General features: G+C 75.7%; 6 protein-coding genes and 1 pseudogene. 4 read left to right on the top strand and 3 right to left on the bottom strand.

Going from position 1 to position 18025, the window contains the following annotated elements; genetic code table 11:
* Positions 1–25: 25 nt before the first annotated feature.
* Both ACFVUH_RS17730 and ACFVUH_RS17725 read left to right on the top strand, forming a co-directional pair.
* Positions 26–10279, top strand: a pseudogene (locus ACFVUH_RS17730) (type I polyketide synthase); the annotation flags it as partial.
* A gap of 68 nt (positions 10280–10347) precedes the next feature.
* A complete protein-coding gene (locus ACFVUH_RS17725; RefSeq protein WP_387914174.1) occupies positions 10348–11100 on the top strand; it encodes a thioesterase II family protein in 753 nt (250 codons plus the stop codon).
* A 78-nt stretch (positions 11101–11178) separates the two neighbouring features.
* Here ACFVUH_RS17725 and ACFVUH_RS17720 read toward each other — a convergent pair whose 3' ends face one another.
* Entirely contained in the window at positions 11179–11937 is a 759-nt protein-coding gene (locus tag ACFVUH_RS17720; RefSeq protein ID WP_387914173.1) for a GPR1/FUN34/YaaH family transporter, read from the bottom strand.
* A gap of 189 nt (positions 11938–12126) precedes the next feature.
* Positions 12127–14829: a glycosyl hydrolase gene (locus ACFVUH_RS17715; protein ID WP_387914171.1), complete on the bottom strand. Its 2703-nt coding sequence runs from the start codon at positions 14827–14829 to the stop codon at positions 12127–12129.
* Between the two features lie 437 nt (positions 14830–15266).
* On the opposite strand from ACFVUH_RS17715, the gene ACFVUH_RS17710 reads away from it, so the two are divergent.
* Both ACFVUH_RS17710 and ACFVUH_RS17705 read left to right on the top strand, forming a co-directional pair.
* Positions 15267–16268 carry an ABC transporter ATP-binding protein gene (locus tag ACFVUH_RS17710; RefSeq protein WP_387914169.1) on the top strand — a complete coding sequence of 334 codons (1002 nt, stop codon included), beginning with the start codon at positions 15267–15269 and terminating at the stop codon, positions 16266–16268.
* Complete coding sequence (locus tag ACFVUH_RS17705; RefSeq protein ID WP_387914168.1) at positions 16265–17098, top strand: ABC transporter permease subunit; 834 nt, start codon at positions 16265–16267, stop codon at positions 17096–17098. The genes ACFVUH_RS17710 and ACFVUH_RS17705 overlap by 4 nt, the downstream gene beginning before the upstream one ends.
* 36 nt (positions 17099–17134) lie before the next feature.
* Here the strand turns inward: ACFVUH_RS17705 and ACFVUH_RS17700 are convergent, their stop codons facing one another.
* Entirely contained in the window at positions 17135–18019 is an 885-nt protein-coding gene (locus ACFVUH_RS17700; RefSeq protein ID WP_387914166.1) for a universal stress protein, read from the bottom strand.
* Positions 18020–18025 lie beyond the last annotated feature (6 nt).

Genomic DNA, 18025 nt, shown 5'->3' with positions numbered 1-18025 from the left:
GCTGCTCGACTACCTCAAGCGCGTGACGGCCGATCTCAAGCAGACCCGGCGGCGGTTGCAGGAGGCGGAGGCCAAGGACCAGGACCCGATCGCCATCGTGGCGATGGGCTGCCGCTACCCCGGGCAGGTCAACAGCCCGGAAGAGCTCTGGCAGTTGGTCGAGCGCGGCGGCGACGCGGTCTCCGGCTTCCCCGACAACCGCGGCTGGGACCTGGACGGTCTCTACGACCCGGACCCGGCGAGCCCGGGGAAGTGCTACACCCGGGAGGGCGGATTCCTGCACGAGGCCGGGGAGTTCGACCCCGGCTTCTTCGGGATCTCACCGCGCGAGGCGCTGGCCACCGACCCGCAGCAGCGACTGCTCCTGGAGGTCGCCTGGGAGACCTTCGAGCGCGCAGGAATCGACCCCGTCTCGGTCAAGGGCTCCAACACCGGCGTCTTCGTCGGCCTCGCCTACCAGGGGTACGCGGGCGACGCCGAGAACGCCCGGGAGCTGGAGGGCTTCCTGCTGACCGGCACCGCGCCGAGCGTCGCCTCCGGCCGGCTCTCCTACACCTTCGGTCTCGAAGGCCCGGCGCTGACCGTGGACACCGCCTGCTCCTCCTCGCTGGTCGCCCTGCACCTGGCGATCCAGGCGCTGCGCCGGCGGGAGTGCACGCTCGCGCTGGCCGGCGGCGCGGCGGTCATGGCGAGCACCGGGATGTTCACCGAGTTCAGCCGTCAGCAGGGCCTCGCGGTCGACGGTCGCTGCAAGTCCTTCGCCGCCGAGGCGGACGGCACGGGCTGGGGCGAGGGCGTCGGCATGCTGCTGGTCGAGCGGCTCTCCGACGCGCGGCGCAACGGACACCCGGTGCTCGCCGTGGTGCGCGGCAGCGCGGTGAACCAGGACGGCGCCTCCAACGGTCTGACCGCGCCCAACGGTCCCGCCCAGCAGCGGGTGATCCGCCAGGCGCTGGCGAGCGCCGGGCTGTCGGCGGCGGACGTCGACGTGGTGGAGGCACACGGCACCGGGACCAGGCTCGGCGACCCGATCGAGGCGCAGGCGCTGCTCGCCACCTACGGCCAGGACCGGCCCGAGGAACGCCCGCTGTGGCTGGGCTCGTTGAAGTCCAACATCGGCCACACCCAGGCGGCGGCCGGGGTCGGCGGCATCATCAAGATGGTCCAGGCGCTGCGGCACGAGGTGCTGCCCAGGACCCTGCACGCGGAGCAGCCGTCCCCGCACATCGACTGGTCGACCGGGGCGGTGCGGCTGCTGACCGAGCCGGTGGCCTGGCCGGCGGGCGAGCGTCCGCGCCGCGCCGCCGTCTCCTCCTTCGGCGTCAGCGGCACCAACGCGCACACCATCATCGAGCAGGCCCCGGCCGCCCCCGTGGCGGACGACGACCCGTTGGCCGGCCCCGAGCCGGTGCCCGCCCCGGCGGTGGCGAGGCCGCTGCCCTGGGTGGTCTCCGGGCGCAGCCGGGCCGCCCTGCGCGGGCAGGCGGAGCGGCTGCTCTCGCACGTGATCGGCCTGCCCGACGTCCGGCCGGTCGACGTCGCTCACACCTTGGCGAGCTCGCGGGCCGCGCTGGAGCACCGTGCCGTAGTGGTCGGCTCGGACCTCGTCGAACTCCTCGACGGCGTCCGGGCGGTGGCCGCGGGGACCCCGGCGCCGCACGTCGTCGAGGGGGTGACCGGCCGGGACGGCGGGCCGGCGTTCCTGTTCTCGGGGCAGGGTAGTCAGCGGCTGGGGATGGGGCGTGAGCTGCACGCTTCGTTCCCGGTGTTCGCGGCGGCGTTCGACGAGGTCTGCGCTGCGGTCGACGTCCACTTGGACCGGTCGTTGCGTGAGGTGGTGTTCGGGGAGGACGCGGAGCTGTTGGCGCGGACGGAGTTCACGCAGCCGGCGTTGTTCGCGGTGGAGGTGGCGCTGTTCCGGCTGGTGGAGTCGTGGGGTGTGCGGGCGGACTTCCTCGCCGGTCACTCGATCGGCGAGTTCGCCGCCGTCCATGTCGCGGGCGCCCTCTCGCTGGCCGACGCCGCCGAACTCGTCGCCATGCGTGGCCGGTTGATGCAGGAGCTGCCGTCGGGTGGTGCGATGGTGGCGGTGCAGGCCTCGGAGGACGAGGTGGCGCCGCTGCTGGCCGGCCGTGAGGACCTGGTGGGTATCGCGGCCGTCAACGGCCCCTCCTCGGTGGTCATTTCCGGTGCCGAGGAGGCGGTGAAGGAGGTCGCCGAGCTGCTCGCGGCCGAGGGCCGCCGCACCAAGCGGCTCGCCGTCTCGCACGCGTTCCACTCGCCGCTGATGGAGCCGATGCTCGCCCGCTTCCGCGAGGTCGCCGAGCGCGTCACCTTCGCCGAGCCGAGCCGGCCGATCGTCTCCACCCTCACCGGAAAGCTCCTCACCGCCGAAGAGTTGGCCGACCCCGACTACTGGGTGCGGCACGTCCGGCACGCCGTCCGGTTCGCCGACGCCGTCCAGACGCTCGCGGCCAACGGTGTGACGGCGTTCCTGGAGATCGGCCCCGGCGGCCTGACCCCGATGGTTCAGGAGACCGTGGCCGACACGGACACCGTCGCCGTCCCGGCCCTGCGTGTCGACCGCCCCGAGGCCGAGAGCTTCACCACCGCCCTCGCCCACCTCCACACCCACGGCATCGCCCTCGACTGGGAGGCCGTCCTCGCCGGCACCGGCGCCCGGCGGATCGACCTGCCGACCTACGCCTTCCAGCGCGAGTCGTACTGGCTGGAGTCGGCCGCCCGGGAGCAGCGCGAGCAGCCGACGGCGGACCGCTGGGAGTACGAGGTCACCTGGGCCCCGCTGCCGGATGCCACGGACACGTCGCCTCTCGCAGCACAGGGCCGCTGGCTGCTCCTGGCGCCCGCGGGCACGGGCGCGCGGGCCACCGCCGACGCGCTGCAGGCGGCCCTGGCGGCACGAGGTGCGCAGGTCGGGCGGCTGGAGGTCGATGAGTCCGAGGACCGCGGGACCCTCGCCGCCCGCCTGCGCGAGGCCGCCGACGGCGAGACGCCGCTGCGCACCGTCGTCTCGTTGCTGGCCCTGGGCGACGACCGGGGGACCGGGGCGGCGGACGCCGCGCTGCCCGCCGGCGTGGCGCCGACTCTCACCCTGGTGCAGGCCCTGGGCGACGCGGACGTCGCGGCGCCGCTCTGGTGCGCGACCCGCGGCGCGGTCTCCGTCGGCGGGTCCGACGAGCCGACCGATCCGGCCCGGGCACAGATCTGGGGCCTGGGCCGGGTCGCGGCCCTGGAGCACCCCGACCGCTGGGGCGGCCTGGTCGACCTGCCGTCGGACGTCGACCATCGGGCGCTGACCCGGCTGGTCGCCGTTCTCACGGCGGGCGGCGACGAGGACCAGGTGGCCGTCCGTGACGCCGGCGTCCTGGCCCGGCGGCTGACCCGCCTCACCCCCGCCGCACAGCCCGCCGACGGCCCGTCCGCCGACGGTGCGCCCGCCGACGGGTGGACGCCGCGCGGCACCGTCCTGGTCACCGGCGGCACCGGCGCGCTCGGCGGCCACGTCGCCCGCTGGCTGGCCGGCCGCGGCGCCGAGCACCTGGTGCTGACCAGCCGGCGCGGCCCCGCCGCCCCGGGCGCGGACGAACTGCGCGCCGAGCTGGAGGCCGCCGGCGCCCGCGTGACGATCGCCGCCTGCGACGTGACGGACCGGGAGGCGCTGGCGCGGCTGCTGGCCGGACTGCCGTCGGAGCACCCGCTGACCGCCGTGGTCCACACGGCCGGCGTCGACACCGCGGCGATGCTCGCCGACACCGACCCGGCGCGGTTCGCCGCCGTGGTCGCGGCGAAGGCCGCCGGCGCGGCCCACCTGGACGAGCTGCTGGGCGGGCGCGAGCTGGACGCGTTCGTTCTCTTCTCCTCGATCGCCGGGGTCTGGGGCGGCGGCGGCCAGGGCGCGTACAGCGCCGCGAACGCCTACCTGGACGCGCTGGCCCAGGCGCGCCGGGCCCGCGGTCTGGCGGCGACCGCCGTCGCCTGGGGCCCGTGGGCCGAGTCGGGCATGGCCGGTTCCGCCGAGGTCGCCGACAGCCTGCGCCGCCGGGGCCTGCGGCCGATGGCACCGGACGCCGCGATCGCCGCGCTGGCCGGGCTGCTGGAGCGCGGCGAGACCGCCGTGACGGTGGCCGACATCGCGTGGGAGCGGTTCGCGCCCGCGTTCACCGTCGCCCGCCCCGGCCCGCTGCTGGCGGACCTGCCCGAGGCCCGGGCGGCCCTGCGGCCGGCCGCCGAAGCGCGCCCCGACGACCTCTCCGACGAGGCCGCCGCCCTGCGTCGCACCCTCGCCACCGCCGAGCCCGCCGAGCGGGACCGCACCCTGGTGGAGCTGGTCCGCGCCGAGGCGGCCGCCGTGCTCGGGCTGCGCGGTCCCCACCTGGTCGAACCGGGTCGGCCGTTCCGGGAGCTGGGCTTCGACTCGCTGACCGCCGTGGAACTGCGCGACCGGCTGACCCGGGTCACCGGCGTGCGGCTGTCCACCACCGTGGTGTTCGACCACCCCACGGCCGTCGCGCTGGCGGGCCTGCTGCTGGTCGAACTGCTGGGCTCCGCTCCCGAGCCCGGCACCGGCGACGGGCACGGTGACGGCACCGTGCGCGCCGCCGAGGACGAGCCGATCGCGATCGTGGCGATGAGCTGCCGCTACCCCGGGGGCGTGCGCAGCCCCGAGGACCTGTGGCAGCTGGTGGCCGCGGAGACCGACGCGATGTCGGCGTTCCCCGCCAACCGCGGCTGGGACCTGGACGCGCTCTACCACCCCGACCCCGACCACCCGGGCACCACCTACGCGCGCTCCGGCGGCTTCCTCCACGACATGCCGGACTTCGACGCCGCCTTCTTCGGCATCTCGCCGCGTGAGGCGGTGGCGATGGACCCGCAGCAGCGCCTGCTACTGGAGACCTCCTGGGAACTCTTCGAGCGGGCGGGGATCGACCCGACGACGGTGCGCGGCAGCTCGACCGGCGTGTTCGTCGGAACCGGCTACCAGGACTACCTCCAGCGCGGCTTGGACGTCTCCGACGACGTGGTGGGCTACCTGGGCACCGGCAACGCGGCCAGCGTGGTGTCGGGGCGGATCTCCTACACCTTCGGCCTGGAGGGCCCGGCCGTCACGGTGGACACCGCCTGCTCTTCCTCGCTGGTGGCCCTGCACATGGCCGTCCAGTCGCTGCGCCAGGGCGAGTGCACGATGGCGCTGGCCGGCGGCGTCACGGTGATGTCCAACTCCGGCGCGTTCGTGGAGTTCGGCCGCCAGCGCGCGCTCGCCGCCGACGGCCGCTGCAAGGCCTTCGCGGCGGCGGCGGACGGCACCGGCTGGGGCGAGGGCGTCGGTCTGCTGCTCGTGGAGCGGCTCTCGGACGCCGAGCGCAACGGGCACCGCGTCCTGGCGGTGGTGCGCGGCAGCGCGATCAACCAGGACGGCGCCTCCAACGGCCTCACCGCCCCGAACGGTCCCGCCCAGCAGCGGGTGATCCGCCGGGCGCTGGCCGGCGCCGGCCTGAGCGCGGACCAGGTCGACGTGGTCGAGGCGCACGGCACGGGCACCACGCTGGGCGACCCGATCGAGGCGCAGGCGCTGCTCGCCACCTACGGGCAGGACCGGCCCGAGGAACGCCCGCTGTGGCTGGGCTCGTTGAAGTCCAACATCGGTCACACCCAGGCGGCGGCCGGGGTCGGCGGCATCATCAAGATGGTCCAGGCGCTGCGGCACGGGCTGCTGCCGAAGACCCTGCACGTGGACGAGCCCACCCCGCACGTCGACTGGTCGGCCGGGGCGGTGCGGCTGCTGACCGAGGCCGTCGACTGGCCGGAGCGGGACCGGCCCCGCCGGGCCGGCGTCTCCTCCTTCGGGATGAGCGGCACCAACGCCCATGTGATCATCGAGGAGCCTCCCACCGCGCACCCGGCCCCGCCGGCCGACACCCCCGCACCGGCACCGGAGGCCCGGGTCGTCGCGCGGCAGGTGCCGCTGGAGCCGGTGGCGGTGGCCCTGCCGCTGGCCGCCCGCACGGTCGGCGCGCTGGAGGAGCAGGCGGCCTCGCTCGCCTCGCTGCTGCGCGCCCGGCCCGAGCTGCGCGTCCAGGACCTCGGCTACTCGCTCGCCACCACGCGCTCGGCCTTCGAGCAGCGGGCGGTCGTGGTGGGCGCCGACCGGGCGGAGCTGACCGCCGGGCTGGAGGCGCTGGCGAGCGGCGGCTCCGACCGGCTGGTGGCGCGCGGCACGGCCGGCGGCGAGCCGAAGGCGGTGTTCGTCTTCCCCGGCCAGGGCTCCCAGTGGTCCGGCATGGCGGTCGAGCTGCTCGGCAGCTCCCCGGTGTTCCGGGACAGCGTCGCCGCCTGCTCCCGGGCGCTGGCCCCGTTCGTGGACTGGCGGGTGGAGGACGTGCTGCGCGAGGCACCCGGCGCGCCCGGGTTCGACCGGATCGACGTGGTCCAGCCGGTGCTCTGGGCCGTCATGGTGTCGCTCGCCGAGCTGTGGCGCTCGTGCGGGGTGCGGCCCGCGGCCGTGGTGGGGCACTCGCAGGGCGAGATCGCGGCCGCCTGCTGCGCGGGCGCGCTGTCGCTGGAGGACGGCGCGCGGATCGTCGCGCTGCGCAGCCGGCTGCTCTCCAGGCTGCCGGGCGGCATGGTCTCGGTGCCGCTGCCCGAGGCGGAGACCGCCGGGCGCCTGGGGCAGTGGGAGGGGCGGCTGAGCGTCGCCGCGGTCAACGGCCCGCGCAGCGTGGTGGTCGCCGGCGACCTCGACGCCGTGGACGAACTGCTGGCCGCCTGCGAGGCCGAGGGGGTGGCGGCCAAGCGCGTCCGGGTCGACTGCCCCTCGCACTGCCCCCAGGTCGAGGTCCTGCGCGAGGAACTCGCCGGGATGCTCGCCGGGATCACCCCGAAGGTGCCGGTCGTGCCGTTCCGCTCCACGGTCACCGGCGAGCTGATCGAGGGCGCGGTACTGGACGCCGAGTACTGGTACCGCAACCTGCGCCGCACCGTGCGGTTCGAGCAGGCCACCCGGCGGCTGCTGGACGACGGCCACCAGGTCTTCGTCGAGGTCAGCCCGCACCCGGTGCTGGCCTTCGGCCTCCAGGAGACCATCGACGCCGTCACGCAGGAGGAGGACCGGGCGCAGACCGCCACCGTGCGGCGCGGCCTGCCGCCGGTCGTGGTGCCCACCCTGCGGCGCCGCGACGGCGGCCCCCGGCGCTTCCTGACCTCGCTGGGCGAGGCGCAGGCCAGCGGCGTGCGGCCCGACTGGTCCGCGGTCTTCGCCGGATGGGACGCCCGGCGGGTGGACCTGCCGACCTACCCCTTCCAGCGCCGGCGCTACTGGCTGGAGGCGGCGGTCGGCCGGCCCACCGAGCCGGCGGCGGGCTCGGCGGTGGACGCCGAGTTCTGGGCGACCGTCGAGCGCGAGGACCTGGCGGCGCTGGCCGGGGACCTCGGGCTGGCCGAGGACGCCACGCTGCGCTCGGCCCTGCCCGCGCTCTCCTCCTGGCACCGGCGCCGCCGCGAGGAGTCCGAGGCGGACGGCTGGCGGTACCGGATCGACTGGCAGGTGCTCCCGGAGCCGGCGCCGCCCGCGTCGGCCGGGACCTGGCTGGTGCTGCTGCCGCAGGAGCCGGCGGCCGATCCCGCCGTCGAGCTGGCGCTGAACGCCCTGGCCGGGCACGGCGGCGAGATCGTCCGGCTGACGGTGGCCGACGGCCAGGACCGGGCGGCGCTGGCCGGGCGGCTGCGGGAAGCCGCCGGCGGCCTCGGCGGGCGCGGCCCCGGCGGTGTGCTGTCGCTGCTCGCGCTCGACGAGCGGCTCCACCCCGCGCACCCGGGCCTGTCCCGGGGCCTGGCCGGGACCCTGACACTGGTGCAGGCGCTCGGCGACGCCGGGGTCCGGGCCCCGCTCTGGTGTGCCACCCGGTCGGCGGTCTCCACCGGCGCCCACGACACCGGCGCCCACGACACCGTCGCCCACGACACCGGTGTCCTCGGCACCGGCGCCCTCGGCACCGCCCAGGCGCAGGTCTGGGCCCTGGGACGGGTCGCCGCCCTGGAGCTGCCCGCCCGCTGGGGCGGCCTGGTCGACCTGCCCGCCGGCGCGACGCCCACGGACGGCCGGATCGCCCGCCGCCTGGCCGCCGTGCTCGCCGGCGCCACGGCCGAGGACCAGGTCGCGGTGCGGGCCGCAGGGACGTACGCCCGGCGGATGGTGCGGGCCCCGCGCCCGGCCGGCGCCCCCGTCCGGCCCTGGCGGGTGCGCGGCACCGTGCTGGTGACCGGCGGCACCGGCTTCATCGGCGGCCAGGTGGCCCGCGGGCTCGCGGCCGACGGCGCCGAGCACCTGGTGCTGGCCAGTCGCGGCGGGGCCGACGCGGCGGGCGCCGAGCAACTGCGCGCCGAACTGGAGGCGCTGGGCGCCAAGGTGACGATCACCGCGTGCGACCTGGTCGACCGGGCGGCGGTGGCCGAACTGGTGGCGTCGCTGGACGACCTGGCGCCGCTCAGCGCCGTGGTGCACGCCGCCGGAGTGGGCGGCGCGCCCGCGCTGCTCGAGGACACCACCGAGGCGGACCTCGCCGCCGTGCTGGGCGCGAAGGCGCTGGGCGCCGCGCACCTGGACGAACTGCTGGGCGAGCGCCCGCTGGACGCGTTCGTGCTGTTCTCCTCCGGCGCCGCCGCCTGGGGCAGCGGCGCCCAGGCCGGCTACGCCGCCGCCAACGCCTTCGTGGACGCGCTGGCCGAGGACCGCCGAGCCCGCGGGCTGGCCGCCACCTCCGTCGCCTGGGGCGCCTGGGGCGGCGGCGGCATGGTCGACGCGGCCGCGGGGGAGCGCCTGCGGCTGCGCGGCCTGGAGCCGATGAGCCCCGAGCTGGGGGTGCTGGCGCTGCGCCGCGCGGTGGAGAACGAGGACACCACGCTGGTGGTGGCCGCCGTGGACTGGGAGCGCTTCGTCCCGGGCTTCACCGCGGCCCGGCCCAGTCCGCTGATCGGTGAACTGCCCGAGGTGGCCCGGCTGCTCGCCGCCCGGGAGAGCGCGGACACCGCCGAGGACGGCGCCGAGCCTCCCCTGCTGCGCCGGCTGGCCGGGCTGGCGGTCACCGAACACGCCTCGGAGATCGTGGAGTTCGTCCGCGGCGAGGCCGCCGCCGTGCTCGGCCACCCCTCGAAGGAGGCGGTCCAGGCCCAGCACGTCTTCCTGGAGCTGGGCTTCGACTCGCTCACCGCGGTCGAGTTCGGCAAGCGGCTCAGCCGGGCCAGCGGCCTGCGGCTGCCGAGCACACTGGCCTTCGACCACCGTACCCCGGCCGAGGTCGGACAGCGGTTGCTGTCGCTGCTGGCGGAGCGCGGCGGGCCGGAGTCGCCGCAGCCCCGGACCCAGGAGCCCGCGGACCCCCGGGCGCCCCGGGAGCCCCGGGAGCCGGAGTCGCCGGAGTCGCCGGAGTCGCAGGACCTCCTCGTCTCGCTCTACCGCCGGGCCGGTGAACTCGGCCGGATGGCCGAGGGGATCGAGCTGGTCACCGCCGCCGCCCGGCTGCGCCCGGTCTTCACCGCCGCGTCGGCCGCCGACCACCTGCCCGCGCCGGTGCGCTTCGCCCAGGGCCAGGAAGGGCCGCAACTCGTCTGCCTGGGCCCGTACATGGCGCCTTCGGGGGTCCACCAGTACGCCCGGTTCGCCGCCGCGTTCGGCGGCCGGCGCGGCATCTGGGCGCTGCCCGAGCCGGGCTTCGCCCCGGGCGAGGCGCTGCCCGAGGACATCGCCGCGCTGGTCGAGGTGCACACCGCGGCCATCGAACGTTCCGTGGGCCGCGGGCCGGTCGTGCTGCTCGGCTACTCCTCCGGCGGCTGGGTCGCGCACGCCGTCGCCTGCCACCTGGAGCGGCTCGGCCGTCCGGTGGCCGGAATCGTCATGCTGGACAGCTTCACCCGGCGCGAGCGGATGGGCGAGCGCTTCCAGTCGGCGGTGGTGGAGGGGCAGTCGGAGCGCTTCGGCTTCGTCTCCGCGCCGAGCACCCAGCTCACCGCGATGGGCGGCTACCTGCGGATCTTCGAGGACTGGGACGCCCCGCGGGCCGCCGCCCCGACGCTGGTGGTCCGGGCCGCGGAGTGGATGGCCCGGGAGGACGCGGACACCGACGACCGCCCCGCCGCTCCCGAACACGCCGAGACCGTGACCGAAGTGCCGGGCAACCACTACACCCTGATGGAGCGTCATGCTCACGAGGCCGCCGCGGCGGTCGAGGCGTGGCTGGGCCGGCTCGGCCCGGTGGAGGAGTGACCACCGCCGACCGCGCGCCCTTTGCCCGCACCCCCCTTCCACCCACGACCGAAGGAACAACACCTCCCGTGAACCCTCCCGTTGACGACGACCGGTGGATCCGCAGGTTCGACCCGCGCCCGGACGCCGGGGTCCGCCTGGTCTGCCTGCCGCACGCCGGCGGCTCCGCGAGCTTCTTCCTCCCGGTCGCCCGGGCGATGCCGCCGTCCGTGGACGTCCTGTGCGTCCAGTACCCCGGACGCCAGGACCGCCGCACCGAACCGCTGCTCGACACCGTCCCCGACCTCGCCGACCAGGTCGCCGCCGCGCTCCTGCCGTGGACCGACCGGCCGCTGGCGTTCTTCGGCCACAGCCTGGGCGCCACCCTGGCGTTCGAGGTCGCCCGGCGCCTGGAACGGGAGAAGGGACTGGTCGCGGCGGCGCTCTTCGCCTCCGGCCGCCGCGCCCCCTCCACCCACCGCACCGAGACGGTGCACCTGCGCGACGACGACGGCCTGATCGCCGAGATGCGCGGCCTCAGCGGCACCGACGCCCGGCTGCTCGGCGACGAGGAGATCCTGCGCATGATCCTTCCCGCCACCCGCGCCGACTACCGGGCCGCCGAGACCTACGTCTACGAGCCCGGCGAGGCCCTGCGCTGCCCGCTGGTCGCCCTGGTCGGCGACGACGACCCCAAGGTCACCGTCGACGAGGCCGCCGCCTGGGCCGACCACACCGAGGACCGCTTCGACCTGCGGGTCTTCCCCGGCGGCCACTTCTACCTGGCCGACCACCAGGCCGCGGTGATCAAGGTGATGACCGAGCGCCTGACCGCCCCCTGAGTGCCGGGCCCCACCACCTGACGGCCCGGAGCGGCACCGCCCGCTCCGGGCCGACCGGGGCCCGTCCCGCGCCGCCCGCTACAGGGTCCGGCGCACTCCCGCCTGCGTCTCCAGCCGCCGCAGCTGGCCGGGCAGCGCCGCGTGCATGGCCTCCTGCACCGGACCGCTGCGCCCGATCCACAGGACCTCCTTGCCTCGGAGCTCCTCCAGCAGCAGGGCGTGGGCGGCGTACATGGCGACCGCCGCGAGCAGCATGCCGAGCGCCCCGGCGGCCTGGCCCAGCCAGTGCACGCCCGAGACCCCGTGGAGGCCGGCGACGAAGTAGCGCGGCACGGCGATCATCAGGAGCACCCACAGCACCCGCTTCGGCCGTGCCACCGAGGCCATCAGCGCGGCGAAGACCGTGAACACCAGGTTCATCACCCCCAGCACCTGCGCCCCGCCGTGGGCGTTGGTCGCCGTGACCAGGCCGTTGGACAGCCAGGTACCGGCGAAGCCCGCCATCAGCGTCGCCGCGATGACGTCCCGCGCGCCGAACGCGAGGATGCTGACCAGCAGTTGGAGAACGAAGGCGGCGAAGACGGTGAGCCCCACGGCCTGCCGGTACGCCCCGTCGATCAGGCCCAGCTGCAGGCTGCTGGTCACGGCCGAGGAGATGGCCACCGTGAAGAAGCCCAGCGGCATCGGGGAGGCGATGGGCCGCAGGGTGATCCGTGTCATCGCGTCCAGGTCGGGCGCGGCGCCGCCTGCCTCCGTCGCGCCCGTGCGCGCCGCCGCCGCGGCCACCTCCGGTTCCGGTCCCCGCACCGGGGTCTCCTCCGTCGCCACTGTTGCCATGGTCTCGCTCCCTGCTCTCGGTGGTACTCGGGTACCCGGGTACTCGGCCCACGAGGCTATGAGCGGATGCGGAGCCGCACTTGCCCCGATACGTACGGTCACTGTCGCGCCCGCGCAGGGCAGCACGGCGGTCCGGCCCGCGGGGCGCTCGAACGCTCCGCGGGCCGGACCGGGGAAGGGGAGGAGCGGTCAGTCCTCCGTCTCGTCGTAGCGGCCGTGGCCGAGGCGGCGCAGGTCGAAGGACCAGATGCCGCGCCCGAAGGTGGCGGCGTAGAGCTTGCCGTCGGGGCCGGTCCTGAGCTGCTGCACCGCGGTGGTGGGCAGGTTGCGGCCCAGGACGCGCCAGTCGGCGCTGCCGGGGGCGCGGTAGAAGGCGGCGAGGTCGGTGCCGAGCGCCAGGCCGCCGTTGGGCAGGATCCGCACCGAGGTGGCGGGGACGTCGGGCAGGTTGGCCGACACGTCGGTCCAGGTGGCGCCGCCGTCACGGGTCTCGAATACGTGGCCGACGCCCGCGCCGGGGCCCTCGGTCCAGGTCCGGGAGAAGCCGTTGAAGGCGACGAAGACGTGCTGGGCGTTGCTCTCGTCGACGGCGAAGGAGGAGACGTAGCGGTTCGGCAGCGTGCCCTCGACCGGCAGGTTCAGCTGGTGCCAGCCGGTGCCGTCGGTGCGCCCGACCGCGATGCCGCGGCTGAAGCCCTGGTTGTTGCACGGGCCGCACCAGCCCGCGTACACGGTCCCGTCGACGGTCGCCACGGCGGTGGCGACGTGGCCCTCGCCCAGGTCGTAGGCGCTGGTCCACTCCTCGCCGCTGCGGATCGCGTAGCCGTTGTGCTGCACCCAGACGTGCCGGCCGCCGGCGATCCAGGTCTTGACGTCCTTCGGGTCGCTGGTGATCGGCGCGATGAAGCGCGCGGCGTTGCTCTCCTTGTCCGGCGGGGCGACCTCGTAGGAGGTGGCCTTGGCCGGGTCGGTGGTCCAGGCGCCGTTGTTGACGGCGCAGTTCTGGGTGACCCACAGGTCGAGGTAGACGTACTCCTCGGCGATGTTGCAGCCGTTCTCCGGGTCGACGAGGGTGTCGGCGCCGTCGCCGCCGAAGTTGGAGCCCATCACCTTGTCGCGGGCGCGCAGGATGGACTCCCCGTTGTCCTGCAGGCCGCCGCTGACGATCACGCCCCGGCCCGAGCGGTCCGCCGGGTCCTTGCCGACGCCGACCGAGTAGTACTGCAGGGTGTCGATGGTGCCGTCGGCCAGGGACTTCCAGTCCGTGGCGTGGCCGGAGGCGTCGGCCGCGCCGTTGACCGGGCGGCTGTAGACGCCGCCGTCGTTGCCGACGTACACGGTGGGCTTGCCCTTGTACCTGCCGATGGCGACGGCGTGCTGGTCGGAGTGGGTGGTCGGCGAGCAGTCGCCGGTCTGCTTGGCCGGGTCGATGCTCCAGCAGGGGAAGCCGAAGTTCCAGTACGGGCCCGGGACGGTCCAGGAGGAGCCGCCGTTCTTGCTCTCGAAGACCTCCTCCAGGCCCGCGTAGACGTGGTCCGGGTCGGCCGGGTCGACCTGCAGGAACTGGTTGTACCAGGCCTGGATGCCGGGCTGGTAGCCCTCGCCCTGGAGCGCGGAGCCGGAGTTCTTGAGCTTGTCCTTGTCCGCGATCAGGGTCCACGGCCCGAACGGGGAGCCGGACCGGGAGACGTAGATGCCCTTGAGGCCGGTGTCCGGGTCGCTCGCCGCGACCGCCGGGGACTGGTCGATGGCGTAGTAGCGGGAGCCGTCCGCGGAGGCGGCGAAGGTCACGTTGCCGACGTCGGCGGCGTCGGTCGGCAGCTCGCCGAGCGAGCCGATCCGCTGCCAGCCGCCGTCCGCGGCCTTGCTGTAGAAGCCGTTGGAGGTGTCGCCGCCGCGCCAGCCGACGGCGAGGACGACCTTGGACGGGTCCTTGGGGTCGATGGCGATGTCGTTGGTGATGTTCCGGTACGGCGCGGACGGGTCGGACGCCTTTGAACCGCCGGGCAGGTACTCGGGGTTGGGGGCGAACTCCAGGGTCCACGGGCCGGACAGGTCGGTCGTCGAGTGGCTCCAGACGCCCCGGCTGGTGGCCGCCCACACCTTGGCGCCGCCGAAGCGCAGCGCGTGGATGATGGTCGACTCCAGTTCGGCGCCGCCGACCCGGTTGCCGGGCTGGAACTCGCCGTGCACGGGGTCGGCGAGCACGTAGACGCCGGTGCCGACGTACGAGGTGGCGCCGGTGTTGGACTCGCCGGTGGCGTACCAGAGGCGCCCGCCGGCGTCCAGGTTCAGGGTGCCGGTGGAGAGCGACGGGAGGCGGTCCGAGATGGACTGCCACTGGCCGCCGCCGGTGCGGGAGCGGAACACGCCGCCGTTGGCGCCGCCCGCGTAGACGTGGCCGTCGGCGTCGGCGGCGATCCCGGTGATTCGGCCGGTCACGTAGCCGGAGCCGCCGCTGGAGTTGGAGTTGACGTCGCGGTAGCGCGGGTCGTCGGAGTTGTAGGGCTTGTCGGTGACGTGGTCCCAGGTGCCGCCGGTGTGCGGCAGCGACTGGAGCTGGGCCCAGGCCGCGCCGTAGGCGCCGGGTGCGACCACGCCGGGCGCGGTGCGGGCCTCGGTGTACTGCGCGGTGCCCTCGGCGGAGTTCTCCGCCTCGTCGCCCTCGTCCTCCCCGGGCGCCGCGGATCCGGCGGTGAGTGACGGGCCGGTGGCGCCGGCGCCCCGGACCTTCTGCGCGTGCTTCTGCCCGATCTCGGCCTGGTGCCGGGCCTGGTGCGGACGCTGTCCGGGGGTGTCGGGCGGCGCGGCGAGTGCCTGGGTGGTGGTCAGCCCCAGGGCCGCCAGTGTGACGGTGCTCAGCAGGAGCTTGCTACGTCGCCTCTTGGGCACGTGGAGTCCTCTCCGTGCGGAGCCGGCCGCGCGGTCGCGCGGTCCGGCGGAAACAGAGCGAAGCCTGGCGTGTCTGCCGCCACCGAGGAAGGCAGGTGAGCCTAAAGACTTATTAAAAGCATTACTGTTCAAGGCACTTGCCTTCACCGCATGAGGAGTCGTCGGCGGGCCACAGGCTAGCCGCGCCGCCCCCGGACACCGGCCGTCCCGCGCCCGACGGCGCCCCGCCGTCCCACCACCGGACGCGCCGCCACCCGGTACCACCGACCCGCCACCCGGTACCATCGGCCCGCCGCCCGGTACCACCGGCCCGCTGGGCGGGGCCGTTCGGCCCGTGCGCGCGGGCCGTACGCAGGGCAGGGTGGGGGAGCGGCAGCCCGGTTCGCGGCGGCCCGGCGCGGGAACCATGGAGCCGCGCTCATCACGGGAGGTGGAGCATGTCCGGTGAGGGTACGGCGGTGATCGAGCTCAGATCGCTGACCAAGCGCTACGGCCGCAGCACCGGCGTCGACGGCCTGGACCTCGACATCGGCGCGGGCGAGGTGTTCGGCCTGCTCGGGCCCAACGGCGCGGGGAAGACCACCACGCTGCGCTGCCTGGTCGGGCTGCTGAAGCCGAGCGCCGGCGCGGTCCGGGTCCTGGGCCTGGACCCGGTGGCCGACCACCGCCGGGTGTCGCCGTCCATCGGCTACCTCCCGGGCGAGCTGCGGCTCTACCCCGAACTCACCGGCCGCCAGACGCTGGACCTGCTGGCCAACCTCCAGGGTGCGAGCGCGCCGCGGCAGGCCGAGCTCTGCGCCCGGCTGAAGCTGACCCGGGCCGACCTGGACAAGACGGTGGGGGCGTACTCGCGGGGCATGAAGCAGAAGCTGGGCCTCGTCCAGGCGCTGCAGCACCGGCCGGCCCTCACCGTGCTCGACGAGCCCACCGAGGGGCTGGACCCGCTCGTCCAGGAGGTCTTCTTCGAACTCCTCGCCGAGGAGACGGCGGCCGGCCGCACGGTGCTGCTCTCCAGCCACGTCCTGCCCGAGGTGCAGCGGGCCTGCGGCCGGGTGGCGATCATCCGCGGCGGGCGGCTGGTCGCGGTCCAGTCGGTGGCCGCCCTGCGCAGGGCCCGGGCCCGGCGGATCCGGCTGGTGCTGACCGACGGGCGGGGCGAGCGGCCGCTGGGCGCGGCCGAACGCTGGTCCCCGCGCTGGGACGGTTCGCGGGTGGAGCTCCTGGTGCCGCCGGACGACGTCGTGCGCGCGGTCCGCGAACTGCTCGCGGCCCTGCCGGTCGGCGACCTCACCGTCGAGGAGGCCGGTCTGGACGAGGCCTTCCTCGACCTCTACCGCACCCGCGAGGAGCCGGAGGACCCGCCCGCGCCGCCCGGTCCGTCCGGACCACCTGCCGCGCCCGGCGCCGACGCCGGCACCGACCCGGAGCAGCGGTCATGAGCCGGGCCACCGTCAGCCGACGGCTTCCCCTGGTCTGGCTCGCCCTGCACCGCCGCCGCCGGATGCTGCTCTCGCTGGTGTTCGGCATGGTCGTCTTCGAGGCCCTGATCGTCGTGATCACCGGGACCGTGCCGCCCACCGACCTGTTCGGCGGAGGGAAGAACCCGCCGGACGCCTTCAAGGCGTTCAGCGGCTCCAACGGCGACGTCTCCATCGCCAGCTACGCCGGCCTGCTCGGCGCCGGGCTCACCCACCCGTTCTGGATCGCGCTCCAGCTGACCGCCATCGGAGCGCTGGGCGCGGCCGCCGTCGCCGCCGACGTCGAGTCCGGCACCATCGAGCTGCTGATGACCCGCCCGGTCTCCCGCCGCCGGCTGCTGGCCGAGCGCACCGCCGCGCTCGCCGCCGCCTCCGTCCTGCTGAACGCGGCGGCCACCGCCACGGTGGCGCTCGGGGTCGCGCTCTCGCCCGACCTGCGGGCGGCCGTCCCGATCGGCGGGGTGTTCGCCGCGGGACTGCTGGGGTGCGGCTTCACGCTCTGCCTGACCGGGCCGGTGCTGGCCGTCTCGGCGGTGAGCCGGCGGCGGGCGCACGTGATCGGGGCCGCCGTCGCGTTCGGCGCGGTCGGCTTCGCGCTCAACTTCGTGGCCCTCGCCTGGGAGCCGGCCGCGCCGCTGCGCTACCTCAGCCCCTTCCACTACTACACGCCCGGCGACGCGCTGGCCCACGGCACCGTCCCCTGGTCCTCGCTCGCCGTCCTCTGCGGCGTGGGTGTGGCCGGGCTGGTCGCCGCCTTCGCCCTGCTGGACCGCCGCGACCTGGCGATCTGAGGGTTCGCCGCCGCCGCGGGGCGGGCGCCGCACCGGTCAGCGTCCGTCCTCCGGCGGTCCCGGGACGGTGACGACGGGGCAGCGGGCCCGCCGCAGCAGCCCGTGCGGGACGGAGCCCATCCGCATGCCGGTGAACCCGCCGTCGCCGCGCCGGCCGACCACGACGGCGAGCGCGTGCTCGGACACCCGCGCGAGTTCCTCCACGGGGTGGCCGTGCACCACCTCGTGGGTGAGGTCGACCTCGGGGTGCAGCGCGTGCGGTTCCTCGGTGGTGGCGATCAGCGCCCGCCGCAGCTCCCCCTCGGCGGTGAACGGATCGGTCCGGTCGAAGGCGGCGCGCGGCCGGACCCGGACGGCGCGCAGCGCGGCCCCGCGCCGCGCGGCGAGGTCCAGCGCGAAGCGCAGGGCGGTCATCGAGGCGGGGCTGCCGTCCACACCGGCCACCACGACGGGCGGCTCCTGGGTGGAGTGCTCCGGCCCGAGGACGACCACCACCGGACAGCGGGCCTGCGCGCTCACCGGGACGGTCACCGAGGCCAGGCTGAGCACCTCCGCGACCCGGCTCAGCCGCCGGGTGCCGAGCACCACCAGCGAGGCGCGCGCCGACTCCCGGCACAGCGCCGGCGCCGGGACGTCCTCCTCGACCACCGTGGTCACCGCCAGACCGGGATGACGCGCCCGGGCCTCGGCGGCCGCCCGGTCGAGCGCCTCGTCGGCGCGGGCGCGCAGCGCCTTGTGGTAGGAGCCCTCGTCGGAGGGGCGGAACTCCCGGGCCACCGACGGGACGGCGTGCACCAGCCGCAGCGGGAGCCTGCGGCGCTCGGCCTCGTCGGCGGCCCAGGCGGTGGCCATCGGCCCGGGCTCCGGGTCCACACCGAGGACGATCGGGCCGCTCGCGGGGCCGGGGGTCGTGGCTGTCATGGTTCC

This window comes from Kitasatospora sp. NPDC058032, from assembly GCF_042885845.1.
GTDB lineage: Bacteria > Actinomycetota > Actinomycetes > Streptomycetales > Streptomycetaceae > Kitasatospora.
This window is presented reverse-complemented; position numbering and strand designations above follow the sequence as displayed.

Coding starts and splice junctions, on each gene's coding strand:
- ACFVUH_RS17720 (WP_387914173.1), bottom strand. CDS start 11,937: ATGGCAACAGTGGCGACGGAGGAGACCCCGGTGCGGGGACCGGAACCG.
- ACFVUH_RS17710 (WP_387914169.1), top strand. CDS start 15,267: ATGTCCGGTGAGGGTACGGCGGTGATCGAGCTCAGATCGCTGACCAAG.
- ACFVUH_RS17705 (WP_387914168.1), top strand. CDS start 16,265: ATGAGCCGGGCCACCGTCAGCCGACGGCTTCCCCTGGTCTGGCTCGCC.
- ACFVUH_RS17700 (WP_387914166.1), bottom strand. CDS start 18,019: ATGACAGCCACGACCCCCGGCCCCGCGAGCGGCCCGATCGTCCTCGGT.